The sequence below is a fragment of the Sandarakinorhabdus glacialis genome, from assembly GCF_014643455.1.
GTDB lineage: Bacteria > Pseudomonadota > Alphaproteobacteria > Sphingomonadales > Sphingomonadaceae > Sandarakinorhabdus > Sandarakinorhabdus glacialis.
Genome location: NZ_BMJM01000007.1, coordinates 78443 through 95348, shown reverse-complemented (window position 1 = coordinate 95348; position 16906 = coordinate 78443). Strand labels below are relative to the sequence as shown.

12 protein-coding genes are annotated in these 16906 nt (G+C 65.8%); 7 read left to right on the top strand and 5 right to left on the bottom strand.

The window, feature by feature from the left end:
* Positions 1 to 46: 46 nt before the first annotated feature.
* Positions 47 to 574, bottom strand: a complete 528-nt coding sequence (locus IEW98_RS11025; RefSeq protein WP_308785503.1) for an outer membrane protein assembly factor BamE — start codon at positions 572 to 574, stop codon at positions 47 to 49.
* A gap of 59 nt (positions 575 to 633) precedes the next feature.
* Here IEW98_RS11025 and IEW98_RS11020 point away from each other — a divergent pair, with 59 nt between their 5' ends.
* Together IEW98_RS11020 and IEW98_RS11015 are read left to right on the top strand one after the other, a co-directional pair.
* Positions 634 to 1182 carry a ubiquinol-cytochrome C chaperone family protein gene (locus IEW98_RS11020; RefSeq protein ID WP_188763010.1) on the top strand — a complete coding sequence of 183 codons (549 nt, stop codon included), beginning with the start codon at positions 634 to 636 and terminating at the stop codon, positions 1180 to 1182.
* Positions 1179 to 1682 carry a YceD family protein gene (locus IEW98_RS11015; protein ID WP_188763009.1) on the top strand — a complete coding sequence of 168 codons (504 nt, stop codon included), beginning with the start codon at positions 1179 to 1181 and terminating at the stop codon, positions 1680 to 1682. Before IEW98_RS11020 ends, IEW98_RS11015 begins: the two co-directional genes overlap by 4 nt.
* Before the next feature lie 183 nt (positions 1683 to 1865).
* Here IEW98_RS11015 and IEW98_RS11010 read toward each other — a convergent pair whose 3' ends face one another.
* The gene (locus tag IEW98_RS11010) at positions 1866 to 3443 is read right to left on the bottom strand and encodes an N-acyl-D-amino-acid deacylase family protein (protein WP_188763008.1); all 1578 of its coding nucleotides are present in this window, start codon (positions 3441 to 3443) and stop codon (positions 1866 to 1868) included.
* A gap of 3 nt (positions 3444 to 3446) precedes the next feature.
* Entirely contained in the window at positions 3447 to 5819 is a 2373-nt protein-coding gene (locus IEW98_RS11005) for a penicillin acylase family protein (protein WP_188763007.1), read from the bottom strand.
* Between the two features lie 245 nt (positions 5820 to 6064).
* Here IEW98_RS11005 and IEW98_RS11000 point away from each other — a divergent pair, with 245 nt between their 5' ends.
* The 3 genes from IEW98_RS11000 to IEW98_RS10990 are packed head-to-tail and all read left to right on the top strand — an operon-like array spanning position 6065 to position 11684.
* Entirely contained in the window at positions 6065 to 9109 is a 3045-nt protein-coding gene (locus IEW98_RS11000; protein WP_188763006.1) for a TonB-dependent receptor plug domain-containing protein, read from the top strand.
* A 59-nt stretch (positions 9110 to 9168) separates the two neighbouring features.
* The gene (locus IEW98_RS10995) at positions 9169 to 10680 is read left to right on the top strand and encodes a permease (RefSeq protein ID WP_243450703.1); all 1512 of its coding nucleotides are present in this window, start codon (positions 9169 to 9171) and stop codon (positions 10678 to 10680) included.
* On the top strand, positions 10677 to 11684 hold the full coding sequence (locus tag IEW98_RS10990) for a serine hydrolase domain-containing protein (protein WP_188763005.1): 1008 nt from the start codon (positions 10677 to 10679) through the stop codon (positions 11682 to 11684). The genes IEW98_RS10995 and IEW98_RS10990 overlap by 4 nt, the downstream gene beginning before the upstream one ends.
* 246 nt (positions 11685 to 11930) lie before the next feature.
* Here IEW98_RS10990 and ssb read toward each other — a convergent pair whose 3' ends face one another.
* On the bottom strand, positions 11931 to 12437 hold the full coding sequence (gene ssb / locus IEW98_RS10985) for a single-stranded DNA-binding protein (protein WP_188763004.1): 507 nt from the start codon (positions 12435 to 12437) through the stop codon (positions 11931 to 11933).
* 134 nt (positions 12438 to 12571) lie between these two features.
* Between ssb and IEW98_RS10980 the strand changes: the two genes are divergently transcribed.
* Positions 12572 to 13651, top strand: a complete 1080-nt coding sequence (locus IEW98_RS10980) for a DUF3667 domain-containing protein (protein ID WP_188763003.1) — start codon at positions 12572 to 12574, stop codon at positions 13649 to 13651.
* A 3-nt stretch (positions 13652 to 13654) separates the two neighbouring features.
* Here IEW98_RS10980 and IEW98_RS10975 read toward each other — a convergent pair whose 3' ends face one another.
* Complete coding sequence (locus tag IEW98_RS10975) at positions 13655 to 15079, bottom strand: DNA recombination protein RmuC (protein ID WP_188763002.1); 1425 nt, start codon at positions 15077 to 15079, stop codon at positions 13655 to 13657.
* A 96-nt stretch (positions 15080 to 15175) separates the two neighbouring features.
* On the opposite strand from IEW98_RS10975, the gene IEW98_RS10970 reads away from it, so the two are divergent.
* A complete protein-coding gene (locus IEW98_RS10970; RefSeq protein ID WP_188763001.1) occupies positions 15176 to 16789 on the top strand; it encodes a M28 family peptidase in 1614 nt (537 codons plus the stop codon).
* Positions 16790 to 16906: the final 117 nt, after the last annotated feature.

The window sequence follows — 16906 nt, the reverse complement described above, 5'->3', positions numbered from 1 at the left end:
AGCGGCGACGCGGGCGACTCATGCCCTCGCCCGACACTGGAACGGCCTATTTCGGTCCGTCGCGCCCGGTGCCGCCGCCCATCGGCCCGCCGCCGGCACCGACGCTGCCGATATTGCCGAACAGATCCTCGAAGAAATTGCTGTCCCGGCCGAGCGTCGGCGTCTTGTCTTTCACCGGGTCGATCCGCGCGATCTGCTCCATGCCGCGCCGCTCGACCTTGGTCACGGCGCCCGCCTTGTCGAACGAGATCACCAGGATCGACTGCTGGGTCACCTTGGGCCTGGCAAAGGCATATTGCCCGGTGTTGCGCGAAATATAATACCATTCGCCGTCGTCGAACTGCGCGGCGAAGGTCGGACGGCCGAGGGTCTTGGCGACCGACTCGCGGTTATCCACCCCCGGCTGGATCGACGTCAGCAGCGTTTCATCGATCAGATAGCCCTGATTCTGTTGAATCCGCGAGCAACCCGAGGCGCCCAGCGCCATCACGGCCAGTCCGGCAAGAAGGATACCACGACGCATTACGCTCTCCCAATCCACCGCAGCTGTTGCGCAGGCGCGGCCAAGGCTCAATATGACAAACTCTCGCCGCGTGCCAGCGGCGATGCACCAGCCATAAAAGGCCCACGCGCATGTCCATCCTTTCCGCCTTGCGCCGCGCCGTCGGCGCCTCGCTGCCCGACGCCGGCCCCGCCGAACCGCTCTACCGCGCCGTGGTCGCCGAGGCGCGCCGCCCCGACTGGTATCTCGCCGGCCAGGTTCCCGATACGCTCGACGGCCGCTTCGACATGGTCGCGCTGGTCCTGTCGCTGGTCATGATCCGGCTCGAGGACGAAGGCGCCGACAGTCCTGCCGCCCCGCTGTGCGCCCGGCTGACCGAACGCTTCATCACCGACATGGACGGCACCCTGCGCCAGGACGGCGTCGGCGACCAGGTCGTCGGCAAGCATATCGGCCGCATGGTCGCAGCCCTTGGTGGCCGACTTGGCGCCTATCGGGGCGCTCGGCACGACGACGCGCTGCTCGCCGAGGCGCTGCGCCGCAACCTGTGGCGCGGCGAGCCTGTCAATGACGACGCCGTCGCCTGGGTCATCGCCGAATCGCGCCGCCTGTCGGCCCGCCTCGATGCCGCACCCCTTCTATCCATCACCAGCGGCAACTTTACGGGACCAACCGCATGACCATCGCCCCGCCCGAATTCTCGCGTCATTTCCGCGCCCATGACGTTGCTGGCATCCCTCGCCAGCAGATGATCGAGGCCGATCCCGCCGAGCGCGAGGCGCTTGCCCGGCGCTTCAACCTCATCGGCCTCGAACGCCTCACCGCCGCGCTCGAACTCAGCCGCGAGGCAGCCGGCATCCGCGTCACCGGCCAGATCCACGCCTCGGGCGACCAGGCCTGTGTTGCCACCGCCGAACCGGTGCCGTTCCTGATCACCGAGCCGCTCAAGATCCTGCTCACCGAGGCGCGGCCCGAAGGCGACGAGATCGAGCTTCACGACGCCGATCTCGACACCGAAATCCTTGAAGGCGACGTGATCGACCTCGGCGAGATCGCCGCCCAGGCCCTCGCGCTTGCGCTCGACCCCTACCCGCGCTCGGTCCACGCCGCCCCCGGCGTCGTCACCGAGGAACAGGCCCGCGCCGATTCGAGCCCGTTCGCCATCCTCAGGAAGAAATAGCGCTCACGCTGTCCTACACGCGCCGTTGCTGCTATCCTGCTCGACACCCTCGCTCTTTGAATCTGTTGGCAATTCCCGGAAGACCCCGGCGCCCCGACGTCGGCACAGAAAAACGACGAAAGCGGAAAATGTGGAACATGTTAACGAACAAGTCGGATTTGTGACGGCCCGCGCGGCAAGCGATCAACACCCCGGCGGCGTTGCCCGCAACAATGCCCGTCCCGGCCGCGCCCCCGTCGCCGCGCCATTCTTCAACGCCAGCACGCCATTGACCAGCAGTGCATCGACCCCCGCCGCCGGCTCGCGCGGATGCACATAATCGGCCCGTGGCGCGTAACGCTGCGGATCGGACACCATGACATCGGCGAAATACCCCGGCCGCAGATAGCCGCGCTCGACCAACCGATACATGTCGGCCGTCGCCCCCGTCGATCGCCGGATCATCGCCGCCATGTCGATGACCTTCCGCTTGCGGACATATTCGGCATACAGCCGCGGGAACGTCGCATATTGGCGCGGATGCCCATCGGACCCGTCCGAACTCGTCACCACCCACGGCTGGCGCATGATCAGGTCGATATCGCGGTCGGTCATGTTGAACGACGCAACGCCCGTTCCCGCCGCATTCTTGCCATCGGCGCTCGGAACCCGGATGATCCGGATCGCCGCATCGATCGGCGCCAGCTTCCACGCCTTGGCCATCCCGGCGAGCGTCCTGCCCGTCCATTCCTGCTCGGCACTCGTCAATAACAGGCTGTCCGCACCACCACGCCGCCGCAAATTCTCGCTCATCTCGATCTTGATCTTCACCAGTGTCGCCCGCGCATCGAGCCGCGCAATCAGCGCCTTGTAGCCGCCATCGACCGCCCAGCGCGGCACCAGCGACGCATCGAGACTCGAACCCGACGCATTCCACGGATATTGATCAGCGGTCACATCGATGCCCGCGCGGCGCGCTGCCTCGATCTCGGCAATCAACGCCGGTGCCTGGCCGTGCACATCGACCCCCAGCGCCTTCAGATGTGCGAAATGCACCGGCATTCTGGCCTCGCGCCCGATCCGGATCACCTCGCGCACCGATCCCATCAGCCCGATGGAATAGCTCGACTCATCGCGCTGATGGGTATCGTACATGCCGCCGCGGCTACCCGCCTCGCGCGCCACCGCGATCACCTCGTCGGTTGCGGCAAAGCTCTGCGGCGCATAGAACAACCCCGTCGACAGCCCATACGCACCCTCGCACATCGCCTTGGCCACGAGCGCCTTCTCCTGCGCCAGTTCCGCCGGCGTCGGCGGCCGGTCGTCCTGCCCGATCACCCGGCCGCGTACCGCACCGAACCCGACGAACGGCGCAAAATTGGTGCCCACCCCGCTCGCCTGCAACTTCGCCGCATCCGCCGCCACGTCGGGCGTGCCATAGCCATCGACACCGATGATCACCGTCGAGACACCCTGTGCCAGCCAGGGCAGGTTCTGCCGCGCCGTTGCATCAACCGAACGGATATAGCTGTCGGGATGCGTATGCGGATCGATGAAGCCGGGCGCGACGATGCTGCCGGCGGCGTCGATTACCCGCGCCGCGACCGTACCCCGTGCCGGCCCGACATAGACGATCCGGTCGCCGACGATCTCGACATCGCCGACCGCCGGCGCGTCGTTGCTGCCGTTATAGATTGTCCCGCCGCGCACGATGACATCGACCGGTGCCGCAGCCGCCGAACCAGCAATCAATGCCGCTCCAAGGAAAACGCGCATCACCATCCCCTAGCCCTTCGGCACCAGCAGCGTCCGGTTCCGCGCCGCCGCATCGACCGCTGCCCGGCTAAACGGCATTTTCTGCATCGCCCCGGCAACCCATGGCGCATATTGATCGCGGTAGTGCGGCGACGCCGGGTCGGCCGACTGACCCGGCAGGTTGAGGTACAGGCTGTTGTCCCAGCCGCCGACATCGATAACTTGCAGATAGCTCGCGCCGCCGCCCACCCGATAACCTCGACCGCCGACCCAGCGCGCGTTGACGGTAAAATTGTCGCCCCCCGACTGCCCACCTTCCAGAACCGGAAAGGCCGCCGCGATCGCCGGTATCCGCGACAATGGATGTGCAATCCGCACATTGTGGATCGCCCCCCAGCGCCATTTCGCCGGGTCCGCCCCCATCAAGCGCGTCGCCTCCGCCCACGCCGCAACCAATGCTGCATCGAAGATCCGATCGCGCGCTGCCGCCGGCTCCGCCCCAAACCGCGCATCCGGATCGCGCATCAGCCGGATCAATTCCCCCGCCGCGATCGACGGCACCAGCGCCCGCGCCGCCGGCGGGACGATCGCGTCGAGCACCCGCTTGCCAAGGTCCGCCCACAATATCCGAAGCAGCGCTGCCGGCCCGCTATCGGCGCGCAATTCGCCGTCGAAGCCGCGCAACATATCCGCCGCCGGCCGCGCCGCTGCACTGACGTCCTTCGGGATCAACGCCGCCAGCTCACGCGCCGGTGTCGACCACAGGTCCTGCTGCAACGCTGCGCTGTCCGCCAGCCGATGCCGCGGCTGCTTCTCGAGCACGCCGACAATGCGCTCATACCGATACGGCTCGCGAAACGAGAATGCCAACGGTACCGGATAATCCTTGGGCAGATTGTCCTCGTTAGCGGTCGCAAACCACCCCTTCGCCGGATTATATTCGCGCGGCAGTTTCTCCGCGCCGAACCGGCCTTTCCAGTCGAACCGCCCGTCTCCCGGCACCGGCAACAGCCCGTCGTGCCCGCCGCCCCGGATCGGCGCCATCCCGATCACCTGCCAGCCATGGTTGCCATCGACATCGGCGTAGTGAAAATTCGTCGGCGACGGATGCAGCTTGAACGCCTCGCGTAGTCCCGCCCAGTCTCGCGCCAGGTTGATCGCGATCATCGCAAATCCGCCCATCGCCCCGGGCATCATCGTCACGCTGGCCAGCACTGTCGCCCGTCCGGAAGCGGCATCATGGAGCAGCACCGGCCCCTGCACGGCAAACCGCATCCTGACCTTGCGCGGCGCCGCGCCCTTCACCGCGATCTCTTCCCAGATCGTCTCGAAGCGCTTCCAGCCGCCATCGTGCCGATACCTTTCAGGGTCCGCCGGATCGAGCGCGAGCACGAACAGGTCGGTCTGGTCGTTGTGCGAATTGGTCCGCCCGAAGGCAAAGCGATCGGTGTGCCCCTGCATGATCCCCGGCAATCCCGGCGAGCCGCCGCCGATCACATCAAGCCCCGGCGCGGTCAGGTGCGCGACGTGCCGCGGGGCGAAGCCGCCGATGCCCAGGTGCGGGTCATTCGCCAGTATCGCCCGCCCCGTCGCACTTCGCTGCGGGGCGATCGTCCAGGCATTCGATCCCGCATTCTGCTGCTCGATCCGCGCCCCCGCCGGATCGCGCACGTCCGCCGGCTCGCGGACCGGCGACGGCGTATTCCCGAACGGCAAGGACCCCTCCGTTCGCGCCAGCACGCCCAGATCACGCTCCGAAATCGCCTTCACATCCAGCCCGGCCGGCATCTTCAACCGCCACGCCGGCCGCAGCGGCGCCACCAGCGTATCAAGCTCGAGCATCCCCATCGCCGCCAGCTGCGCGCGCCGGATCTCGTCGTCGGCATTGCCCAGCGCCGCGCCGCGCGCCGTGACCAGGTCGCGCAGGTCCCAGCGCAGCGGCACCGCACCCAGGATTGCATATTCTGCCGGCAAAAGCGCCGGATCCGCCATGACCTCGTCGATCCGCGCATTGACGCCGGCGATATAACCCCGCGCGCACGCCAGCACCTCGGCGGGCACCACCGCCAACTCGGCGGCGAGGTCGCCGCGGTAGTGAAACAGCCGCTCGGCATGGTCGTTGTCGACGAAATCCGTCCCGAATGCTTCCGCCAGCCGCCCCATAATCCGCCGATGCCCGAGATCGAGCTGGAACAACCGGTCGCGCGCCGCGGCGTATCCCTGCCCGAAAAAGGCATCGGCCTTGCTGCCGGCACGGATATGCGGAACGCCCCATATATCGTCGATAATCTCGATCGGTCCCGACGCCCCCGTTACCCGGCGGGTCACCGCTGCGATCGCCACCCCCGGCACCAGCCCGACAATCGCCGTTCCCGCCAAAAAAGCCCGCCGGTTCAGCTTCATGCAGTTTCCCCGGGCTTTCATCGGCACGTGCCAACCTATGCGGGCAGGGCAGGGCGCGCAATCCCGCACTCCCTCGCGCTGCCCCGCGCCAAACGCGCCACACTTCGCAGAAATCGCCGCGCCGCCGCTTGACGCGGTTCGTTCCCCACCGGCACCATGACACGGGGATTACAAACGCAAGACGAAGCCGCCACCGGGGCCAAAGTTCGGGGCGTGCAGTGCATAATGATCAAAGGGGGACTTCGATGCTCGTGACCAACAACTTCCGGCGCAGTCATGCCGCAAAATCCAGTCTCGCGCGTGCCGCGCAATCGAGTCTCGCTGCGCTTGCGCTTGCCAGCCTGCTGCCCAGCCACGCCGCCGCCCAGACTGCGCCCGCCGCCGAGCCCGAAGCCACCCGCGTCGAGGATATCGTCGTCACTGGGACGCGCATCGTTCGCGACGGCTTCCAGGCGCCGACACCGCTCACCGCGCTAACGCTGGAGGATATCCAGAACACCTCGCCGAGCAACAACATCGCCGATTTCGTCAACCAGCTGCCCTCGCTCGCCGGTTCGACCCGCCCCGCCAACTCGCGCCTCAACCTCTCGAGCGGGCAGGCCGGCATCAACGCGCTCAATTTGCGCAACCTCGGCGCCGAGCGCACGCTCGTCCTGCTCGACGGCCGCCGCTCGGTCGGCTCGACCGTCACCGGCCTCGTCGACGTCAACACCATCCCGCAGTCGCTCGTCAAAAGCGTCGAGGTTGTCACCGGCGGCGCGTCGGCTGCCTATGGCTCGGACGCTGTCGCCGGCGTCGTCAACTTCGTCCTCGACAAGGGATATGAAGGCCTCAAGCTGAGCGCCGAAAACGGCGTTACCGGGCAGGGCGACGGCTATAACTATGCCTTCGGCGTGGCGGGCGGTGCGGCCTTTGCCGGTGGCCGCGGCCATATCCTGCTTAGCGCCGAGCTTGCCCACCGCGACGGTATCTTCCAGGTCGACCGCGACTGGAACGCCACCGGCTATGTCCGCATCCAGGACCCCGCCTGGACCACTGCCAGCACGACGCCGCGCTACCTGATCCGCCGCCAGGTCGGCGCTGCGAACTCGACACCCGGCGGCCTTGTCACCGGTTCGGCCGGCGGCGTCGCCAACCGGCTGCGCGGGCTCTATTTCACCAACGCCGGCGCCATCAACCAGTTTCAGTACGGCGCGCTGACCTTTCCGTCGCCGGCCGGCGCTGCCGCCCCCACGCTGACGCAGGGTGGCGACTGGCGGGTCAATGATTCGGGTCGCCGCATCGGCCTCGATCCCGAGGACGACCGCCGGGGTGTCTTCGGCCGCGTCAGCTACGAAGTCGCCGACGGCATCAAGCTCTTCGCCGAGGGCGCGTACAACAAGCAGGAAGTTTTCTTCAACGCCGGGCCGAACTTGTCGACCGGCATCAACCTGAATGCGACCGGCTGCGGCACTGCGGCGACCGCTGCCGCCGCACCGCTGACCTGCAACGCCTTCCTGTATAACACCCTCGGGCCGGCACGCCTTGCCGGCATCACCGGCGTGACCGTCGCCACCACCGCCGCCGACCTGCCATTCCGCGGCGTCGACAACAAGCGCGAGGTGCAGCGTTATGCCCTTGGCGCCGATGGCGATACCGAGATGTTCGGCAAGCGCGCAACGTGGAATGTCTACGCGCAATACGGCCGCGCCGACCTCCGCGAACAGCTCCGCAACGTCATGAACAACGCGCGCATCGCCAATGCCACGGCAGCGGTCTTCGCCCCCGCCGGCAACGCTGCCGGCTATGCCCCGGGTTCGATCCAGTGCCTGATCAACGTCGATGCCATCACCACCAACAACGATCCCGCCTGCGTTCCGCTCAATCGCCTTGGTATCGGTGTCGCCAATCCCGCTGTTGCGGGCTATGCGCTCGGCAATCCTTACCGCGACGAGGTGGTCGAGCAATATAACGCTGCGGCCAACCTCTCGGTAACGCCTTTCGCCACCTGGGCCGGCGACGTCAGCATCGCCGTCGGCGCCGAATATCGCGAGGAAAAGATCCGCGGCTTCGTGCCGGCCGAGTTCCAGCCGACCCCGACGGTCGATGCCTCCGGCCGTCCGACCACCAGCAATGCCTGGTCGGTCGGCAATTATCTGCCGACCAACGGCAGCTACAACGTCAAGGAAGCCTATCTCGAAACCGTCGTGCCGCTTGGCGCCGGGATCGAATTCAACGGCGCCGTCCGCGCCACCGACTATTCGACCGCGGGCTATGTCACGACTTGGAAGGCCGGCGCCACCTGGCAGGTGATCGACGACATCCGGCTGCGCGTTACCCGCTCGCGTGACATCCGCGCGCCCAACCTCAACGACCTGTTCCAGGGCGGTTCGGCGAACAGCGATTCGATCCGAAATCCGATCTTCACGCCGGACGGTGCCAATGGCCCGGCAAACTATGCCTATTCGGGCTTCGTCACCGGAAACCCCGATCTGAGCCCCGAAAAGGCCGATTCCTGGAATGCCGGAGTCGTGCTCTCCCCCAGTTTCCTGCCCGGGTTCAATCTCTCGGTCGATTATTTCCGCATCGATCTCGGGGAGGCGATCAGCACCTTCAGCGCGCAGCAGATCGCCGACCTTTGCTATCTGCAAAGCCAGCAGGCGTTCTGCGACGCGATCAGCAATGATCCGATTCGCTCGGTGCCCGGCCAGCCTTATCTGCTCATCCGCAGCCAGCCGTTCAACGCTGCCAACCAGCTCGTCCGCGGCGTCGACATCGATGCCAGCTATCGTTTGCCGCTCGATCGGATTTTCGCCACGTCGCAGGCCAGCTTCACCCTGCGCGGTCTCGCCACGCGCTACATCGAAAACCTCTACGACAGCGGCGTTCCCGGCACGATCGTGCTCGATTCGGCCGGCGTCAACGGCGGTCAAACCAGCACGCCGGATTGGATCTTCCGCGTCAGCGCCAGCTACGAGACCCCCAGCTTCTCGATCACTGCGGTCGGCCGCGGCGTTAACGCGGGCAAATATGTCGCCAACGGCATCGAGTGCACGACCGCTTGCCCCGCCAACAATCCCAATTTCTTCACCTACGACGACAACAGTGTGTCGGGCGTCTTCTACGCCGATCTCAACCTGACCCAGAAGGTCGACTTGGCCGGCGCTGAAGCCCAGTTCTTCCTCAACATCACCAACCTCTTCGACCGCGAACCGCTGCTGCTTCCCGAAACCGGGCTCGCCGCCAACAGCACCTATTCGGACCTGCTCGGCCGCGCTTTCCGCGTCGGTATCCGCGTGCAGACCCGTTAAGTTCGTTGAGCCCGGTTCGCGCCGATCTGCGGCGCGCCGGGCCGGGTGCAGGAGTATCGATGGCCACGATTGATCCTGCCTTTGCAAGCGACGCAACCCTGAGCACCGCCTTGCCCGGTAACCGCCGCCGCATGTTGCTCTTTGGCTTGCTCGGTTTTTCCGCGGGCTTGCCGTTCTACATGTTCTCGGTGGTGCTCGCGCTTCGCCTTCAGGCGCACGGCACCGCGCTCGCGGTCATCGGTTTTTTCGCCTGGGTGCAATTGCTGCCGACCTTCAAATTCCTTTGGGCACCGCTGCTCGATCGTTTCGATGTCCCCGGCTTTGCGCGCTTCTGGGGCAAGCGCCGTGGCTGGATCCTGCTCTCGCAGCTAGGCATTTTCACCGCGATGGTCGCCATGGCGGTCACCGCCGCCGACAACGACCTGGCGCTGACGGCGCTGTTCGCCATCCTGCTCGCCTTCTGGACGACGACCCTCGAAATCGCCGCCGACGCCTGGCGCATCGAACTCGCCCCGACCCAAGACCAGCAGGGGCCTATCGTCGCCGCTAACCTCTGGGGCTATCGCTCGGCGATGGTTGCCGCCGGCAGCGGGGCGCTTCTCATCGCCGACAGCGCCGGCTGGATGGCGGCCTATCTCGTCATCGCCGCGATTGCCTTCCTCGCCTTTCCGCTGCTCGTCGCCACGGCGCCCGACGCGCGCAATACCGCTGGCCGCACCAGCGCGCTATTCACCGGCCTCGCCGCCAGCGCCGCGATCCTTGTCGTCATGCTCGTCGCCGTCGCCGCGATCGGCTGGCTCGTCCTCGCAGCCGCTGCCGGCATCGGCTTCGACGCCGATGCCAACGTCACCCCTTGGGTGCTCGGCATCGCGATGCTGCCCTTCCTTGCCATGGCGCTGGCACTGCCCCGCATCCGCCGTGCGACGCCTCAGTCCCGCTTGCGCAGTTCTGCGGCCATCGGGCCGTATGTCGATTTTTTCTGGCGCTACGGCTTCGGCGCCATCGTGTTGATGGCGTTCGTGTCGCTGTACCGCATGGGCGACGTGCTGGCGCTCAACCTGTCGAAGCCGATGATCCGCGATCTCGGCTACAGCCTCAGCGCCATCGGCCGCGCCGACAGCTTCGTCGCGCTCGGCGCCAGCATGGCCGGCGTCGGCATCGGCGGTTTCCTCGTCATGCGCTGGCCGCTGCCGCATACGCTGGCGCTCGGCGCGATTTTCGCCGCCATCGGCAATTTCGGCTTCGTCTGGCTCGCGGCGCAACCCATCGACGAGACGTTGCTCTATATCGCGACCGGTGCCGATCAATTCGGCAACGGCATGGCCGGCGCGATCTTCGTCGTTTACCTCTCGATGCTGGTGAACCCGCGCTTTCCGGGCGCCCAATATGCTTTTCTGTCGGGCTGGGCCTTCATGCTGCCGCGGCTGTTGTCGGGCGCGGGCGGTGCCATCGTAATCGGCATCGGCTATGACAAGTTTTTCCTGCTTTCAGGGGTCCTCAGCCTCGCCGCCTTGCTGTTCCTCCCCGCACTTGCCCGGCTTCACCCTCGCGCGCCGGATAGCCCCGAATGATCGACGATATCGCAGCTTTTGCGCCCGCCAATGACGCCGTAATGTCCGGTCGCATACCCGGCGCGACCCTTGGCATCGTCACCAAAGAAGGTCAGCGCGGCATCCACTTCGCCGGCTTCGCTCAGACAGTCCCTGTCCCCGAGCTTCTCACCCTCGATCACTGGTTCGACCTTGCCTCGGTGAGCAAGGTCGTCGCCACCACGACGATGATCCTGCGCCTCGCCGATCAAGGCGTCCTTGATCTCGACCGCCCGCTCACCGACGCAATCCCCGACTTGCGCCAGTACGACATCGCCAACGCGCCGGAACGCCGGCTGACCTTCCGCGATTGCCTCGCCCACAACACCCATCTGCCTGCCGTCGAGCCGATCTACACCTATGGCGACGACCCCGACCGCCTGCGCGCCTTCATCCTGCAACGCGAATGGCGCCAAGGCCCGCCGGTCTACTCCGACATCAACTTCCTGCTGCTCGGCATCGCCATCGAACGCCTGACCGGCGGATCGCTCGATGCGCTTCCGCTGGGTGCGGGCCTGAGCTGGGGCCCGCCCCCCGGTCCCGCCGTCGCCACCGAACGCTGCAGCTGGCGTGGCCGCGTCCTGAAGGGCGAAGTCCATGACGAAAACAGCTTCGCGCTCGGCGGCCGCACCGGTCATGCGGGGTTGTTCGGCACCGTCGCCGGTGTCCTCGATTTTGCGCAGGGGCTATTGGACGGCAGCGGTGCATCCCCCGCCATGCTGGCCGCGATCCGTACCCGCGTCGCCGGTCACCGCACCTGCGGTTGGGACAAGTTCCACACGGGCTGGCCCGGTGGCGACACCTGCTCGCCCGAAACGATCGGCCATACAGGCTTTACCGGGACGGGATTGTGGATCGATTTCGACCGCGGCGTCGCCTGGACCCTGCTGACCAACCGCGTTCACCCGACGCGTCATGCAGATTCCGGCATCTTCACTTTGCGCCGAGCCACCGGCACTGCCGTACTGACCGCTGTTGACGCCTGACGAACAGCGGGTGGGGCTAAATCACACGCGCTTGACCGTGCTCAAGCTTCAGAATATTTGCAGAAACATCGCTGCTACCGGTTGTGGAAGCCGGCAGCAGCGATGGTGCAGCCCCTTTTGGAAGTGGGTGCGACGGGTAAGGCGCTTGCCTCGTATATCGGGTCGCTGACTTTTCGACAGTGTGGCGACCCGATCCTATCTTGAACCAGTAGGTTCAAATTACGTGATAAATGAACGGCCGTTCGTTCAAAACGGGACGTCGTCGTTCAGATCGTCGTCGAACGCAGGTGCCGGCTTGCGCGCACTGCCGAAATTGCCGCTGCTGGCTGGTGCGCCGTATTCATCCCCGCCGCCGCCATAACCGCCGCCGCTATCGCGTCCGCCGCCGGCACCGGCGCCGCTGTCCCGGCTGTCGAGCAACGTCAGTTCGCCGCGGAAGGCCTTCAGTACGACTTCCGTCGTATATTTCTCGACGCCCTGCTGGTCCTGCCATTTGCGGGTTTCCAGCGCGCCCTCGAGATAGACCTGGCTGCCCTTGCGGAGATACTGGCTGGCGATCTTGCCGAGATTTTCGTTGAAAATCGCGACATTGTGCCATTCGGTCTTTTCCTTGCGCTCACCCGACTGCTTGTCGCGCCAGGTTTCCGAGGTCGCCACCGAGAACCGCACGACCGAGCCGCCGTTGGCAAAACTCTTCGATTCCGGGTCCTTGCCCAGCCGTCCGACCAGAATAACCTTGTTCACGCCTGCCATCGTCGAATTCTCCTAATGTCCCACCCTAAAGCCGCGGCCACGCCCCGGCAATTCCTATCGCCAAACAGTCCACAGTCGCTTGCCAACACACATGGTTCGCGGCACCTAGGAAGCGCACCAGGGGGAGCACGGCGATGGCGGGGGAGATCGAAGCCGCGGCAGACCATGCCAATGCCGCCCTGCTCGCCGACGTTATCGACACGCCTGCTGCTGGCGGCGCAAGCCCTACCGCTGTCTGCGCCAATTGCGGTGCACCATTGCCCGGCAATTTCTGCGGCAATTGCGGGCAGAAGGCGCATCTTCATCGCAGCCCTGCCGACGTCGGCCATGAATTCGTCCATGGCATTACCCATTTCTACGGCAAAGCGTGGAAGACCTTTCCGATGCTGTTGCTTCACCCTGGCCGCCTGACGCGTGAATATATCATGGGCCACCGCGCCCGCTACATCGCCCCGGTGCCGTTGTTCTTGCTGGTCGTCTTCCTGATGTTCTTCGTGTTCTCGTTCGTCCTCGTCATGCCGCTGCCGACCGCGCTTACCCCCGCTCAGACCAAGGCCCAGATCATCGAGCTCGATTGCTCGATTGCCGATATCGATCGCGATCTGCTCGCCGCCAGGAAGAACAACGACCGCAACAGGATCGCCACCATCACCGGCATTCGCAGCGGTCTGATCAAGACCCGCGACGCTGTAAGGCAGGGCGTGGCACCCGGTGCCTTCGACATCCCCGCCGAGATCAGTCGTGAGTTCGCTACCAGCGATCTCAAGGTCAATCTGGGCAACGAGACCATCAACCAGAAGGCCCGCCACGCGCTCAAGAATCCCGAGCTCGTGCTCTACAAGATCCAGGGCAAGGCCTATAAACTCAGCTTCCTGCTCGTGCCACTGTCGCTGCCATGGCTGTGGCTGATGTTCGCCTGGAAACGCGACGTCCGCCTGTACGATCATGCCATTTTCGCGCTCTATTCGATCAGCTTCATGTCACTGCTTTTTGTTGTCGGCAGTCTCGCGCTTGCCGCCGGCATTGGCTTCGGCCTGTTCTGGTTCCTGCTCGTCTTCGCCATTCCCGTCGCCCATATGTACGTCCAGCTCAAGGGCGCCTATGCGCTTGGCAGGTTCGGCGCCGGCTGGCGCACCATCGCTCTTGCCTTCGCCTCGGTTATCACGCTCGGCATATACGCCGTGATCATGATCGTCCTCGGCGTCGTCGACTGAACGCTATTCCGCAGCATCCCTCTCCGCGCCCGCCAATTGCACGGTGCCAGGCGCCGGCAACAATTCCCGCGCCGCCACCGCTCGCACGGCCGCATCGACGACGCCTATGACGGCGACCGGCTTCTTGCCCTTTTCAATGCCCATTTCGGTAAAGCGCCGCGCCTTGGGCAGGACATTGCCTTCGAGCGAGCCGACAAAGGCGTTGTAGCTGCCGACGGCCTGCGACAGGTTGCGCCCCACGCCGGAGACATGGTCGGCCATGGTTGCGATCGCGGAATACATGTCGGCGCCCAGCTTGCCGATCTCGCGCGCTTCATCGGCGAGTTTTTCCTGCCGCCACACCAGTGCCACGGTCTTGGCGATGGCGAGCAGGTTGATCGGGCCAGCGAGCAGGATGCGCTGCTCGAACGCCCAGCCAAGCAGCGGCAGGTCATGCTCCATCGCCGCCGACAGGAAATTTTCCCCCGGAATGAACATCACGACAAAATCCGCAGCGGCGCCGAACTCGTTCCAATAGGCCTTGTCGCTGAGGCCGCGGGCGTGCTGGCGTACCGATCCGGCGTGGCGCTTGAACGCCGCCATGCGATCGGCGTCGGTCGTGGCCTCGCCGGCGTCGAGATAGTCCTTGAGCGAGCATTTCGAATCGATGATCAGCTGGCGTCCGCCGGGCAGATTGATGATCGCGTCGGGGCGCCGGCTGCCGGCTTCGCTGACGACATGGGTCTGCAGCGTGAAATCGATACCGGCGCGAAGTCCCGCCATCTCGAGCGTGTTGAGCAACTGCTGCTCGCCCCAGCTTCCCGACGTCTTGCTGCTCGATCGCAGTGCCGAAACCAGCTTCGCTGCCTCGCTGCTGACCTGTAATTGGCCCACCGCAACTGCCGCCAGTTGCTCCTTCAACCCGCCATAGGCCTCGGTGCGCGCTGCCTCGACCTTCTTGAGTTCGCCTTCGTAGCGGGTGAGTGTTTCCGAAACCGGCTGCAGCAGCGCCTTCAATCCGGTTTCGGACTTGGTCTGCTGTTCGGCGAACCGCGCTTCGGCGCGTTCAAGAAACTGTGCTTGCGCGCCCTCCAGCGCCTTGCCCGCCAGTGCGGTGAATGTTTCCGTCGTCCGCGCCACTTCGGCGGCGTGGCCGCGCTCGCGTTCGTCCTGCGCCGCCTTCAGCGCGCGCAGTTCGCCCGCCAGCGCCTCGCGCTCGACTTCGGCGTCGCGCAGTTCGGCATTGCGCTCGCCGAGCATCTTGACCTCGACCGCAGCGCGACCACGTTCCTCGCGCTGCCGCGCTGCTTCGGCCGTTGCTTCGACGGCGTCCGTACGCGCCGCATCGCGCTCGCGGCGGACATCGCTCAGCGGCCGAGCCCATAGCGCCCAACCGAGCAGCAGCGCCGCGGCCGCCGCCAACACGCCCGCAATCATCGCTTCGATCAAGACAATCTCCCCAGAACGTTACAAGAACATCTGCTAACGCAAAGTCAAGTGCAATCAGGCATTGCCCTTTGCGGCATTCGCCTGCCAGATGCCGCAATGCGTATCATCCTTCTCGCCGTTCTTCTCCTCGTCACCCCGGCGCATGCTGCCGAAATTTCGGCAGATCGCATCAAGGCCGACGTCCGCACCTTGTCGTCCGACGCCTTTGGCGGACGCGGCCCCGGCGAGGATGGCGAGGAGCGCACCATCGCTTTCCTCGCCCAGGCCTTTGCCGCCGCCGGGCTCGCTCCTGGCGGTGACAATGGCGGCTGGCTGCAGGCGGTGCCGCTCGTCCGCCTCGATCGTGCGCCGGGCACCGTCATGCTGCTGACGCTGGGCGAAACCACCCGGCCGCTGGTCCTCGGCAAGGACGTCACCCTCGCGCTGCGCAACCCCGGTCGCACCACGGTCGAGCGCCTGCCGCTGGCATTCGCCGGCTATGGCGTCGTCGATCCAGTGACGGGACATGACGCCTACAAGGGCGTCGACATGGCCGGAAAGATCGCCGTCGTCCTCGCCAATGACCCCGATTTCGAAGCTGGCCGCGACCTTGGCTACGAAGGTCGCCGCATGGCCTATCCCGGCCGCGTCGGCGCCAAGTTCGAGGCGGCCGCCCGTGCCGGGGCTGCCGGCGTGCTGGTCATCCACGAGGACGCTGCCGCGAGTTACCCGTTCAACCAGGTCGGGAGCGGCGACGCGCTTCCGGCAATGGTCGCGGCGCCGTTGAAGCCATCCGGGTTTCGTCTCAGCGGCTGGCTGTCGGGGGCGGTTGCCGGCGATCTTCTCAGGCATTCCGGGCTCGATCTGGCCGCGCTCAAGACCCGCAGCCGCGACCCCGGTTTCCGGGCTTTTGCGCTGCCGGCCAGCGTATCGGCCAACGGCCGCCTGCTGGCGGCGCCGTTCACCAGCTATAACGTCGTCGGCATCCTGCCCGGTGCTTCGCGCGCCGACGACTATATCCTGTACGGCGCGCATTGGGATGCCAACGGGCGCAACGGGGCCGACGGTAAGGGCGACGCCATCCGCAACGGCGCCATCGACAATGCGACGGGAACCGCCGAACTTATCGAGGTTGCGCGCGTCTTTGCCGCCGGGCCGCGTCCGGCGCGGAGCATTGTCTTTGCTGCCTGGACCGCCGAGGAAAAGGGCCTGCTCGGCGCGACCTATTATGCGGCCAATCCGCGCTATCCGCTCGCCCGGACTGCCGCTGTCATCAATCTCGATCCGCATGTCGTCCTGCCTGCTGCCAAGAACCTCGAGCTTGTCGGTGGCGGCCGGACCAGCCTCGAGGCCGATCTGAAGACCGTCGCCGCCGCCATGAAACTTCGCGTCGACGACGAGCCGAATCCCGAGGCCGGCTGGTATTTTCGCTCCGATCACTATCCGTTCGCCCGTCGCGGCGTGCCTGTCCTTGCCTTCCGTGCCGGGCGTGACCTGGTTGTTGGTGGCTTTGCCAAGGGTGATGCGATCGTCGCGGCCTACAACATGTCGGACTATCACCAGACCAGCGACGAATTCGACGCCGGCTGGAGCTTTGCCGGCACCGCGCAGGAGGCCGAGGCAGCGTATCGCGTCGGCGCCGCCCTTGCCAACGGCGCCAGCTGGCCGGGCTGGACCAACGCCCCGGACTTTGCCGCCACCCGGGCCGAAACCGCAGGCCAGCGCCGCTGAGCCAAGAGGATTTAAGCGGCTGTCACAATCATTAACATGTTCCACATTTTCCGTTTTCGCCGAATTCCTGTGCTGGCGACCGTTCTCCTGCTTTGCGCGCCGAGACGAACCTGATCG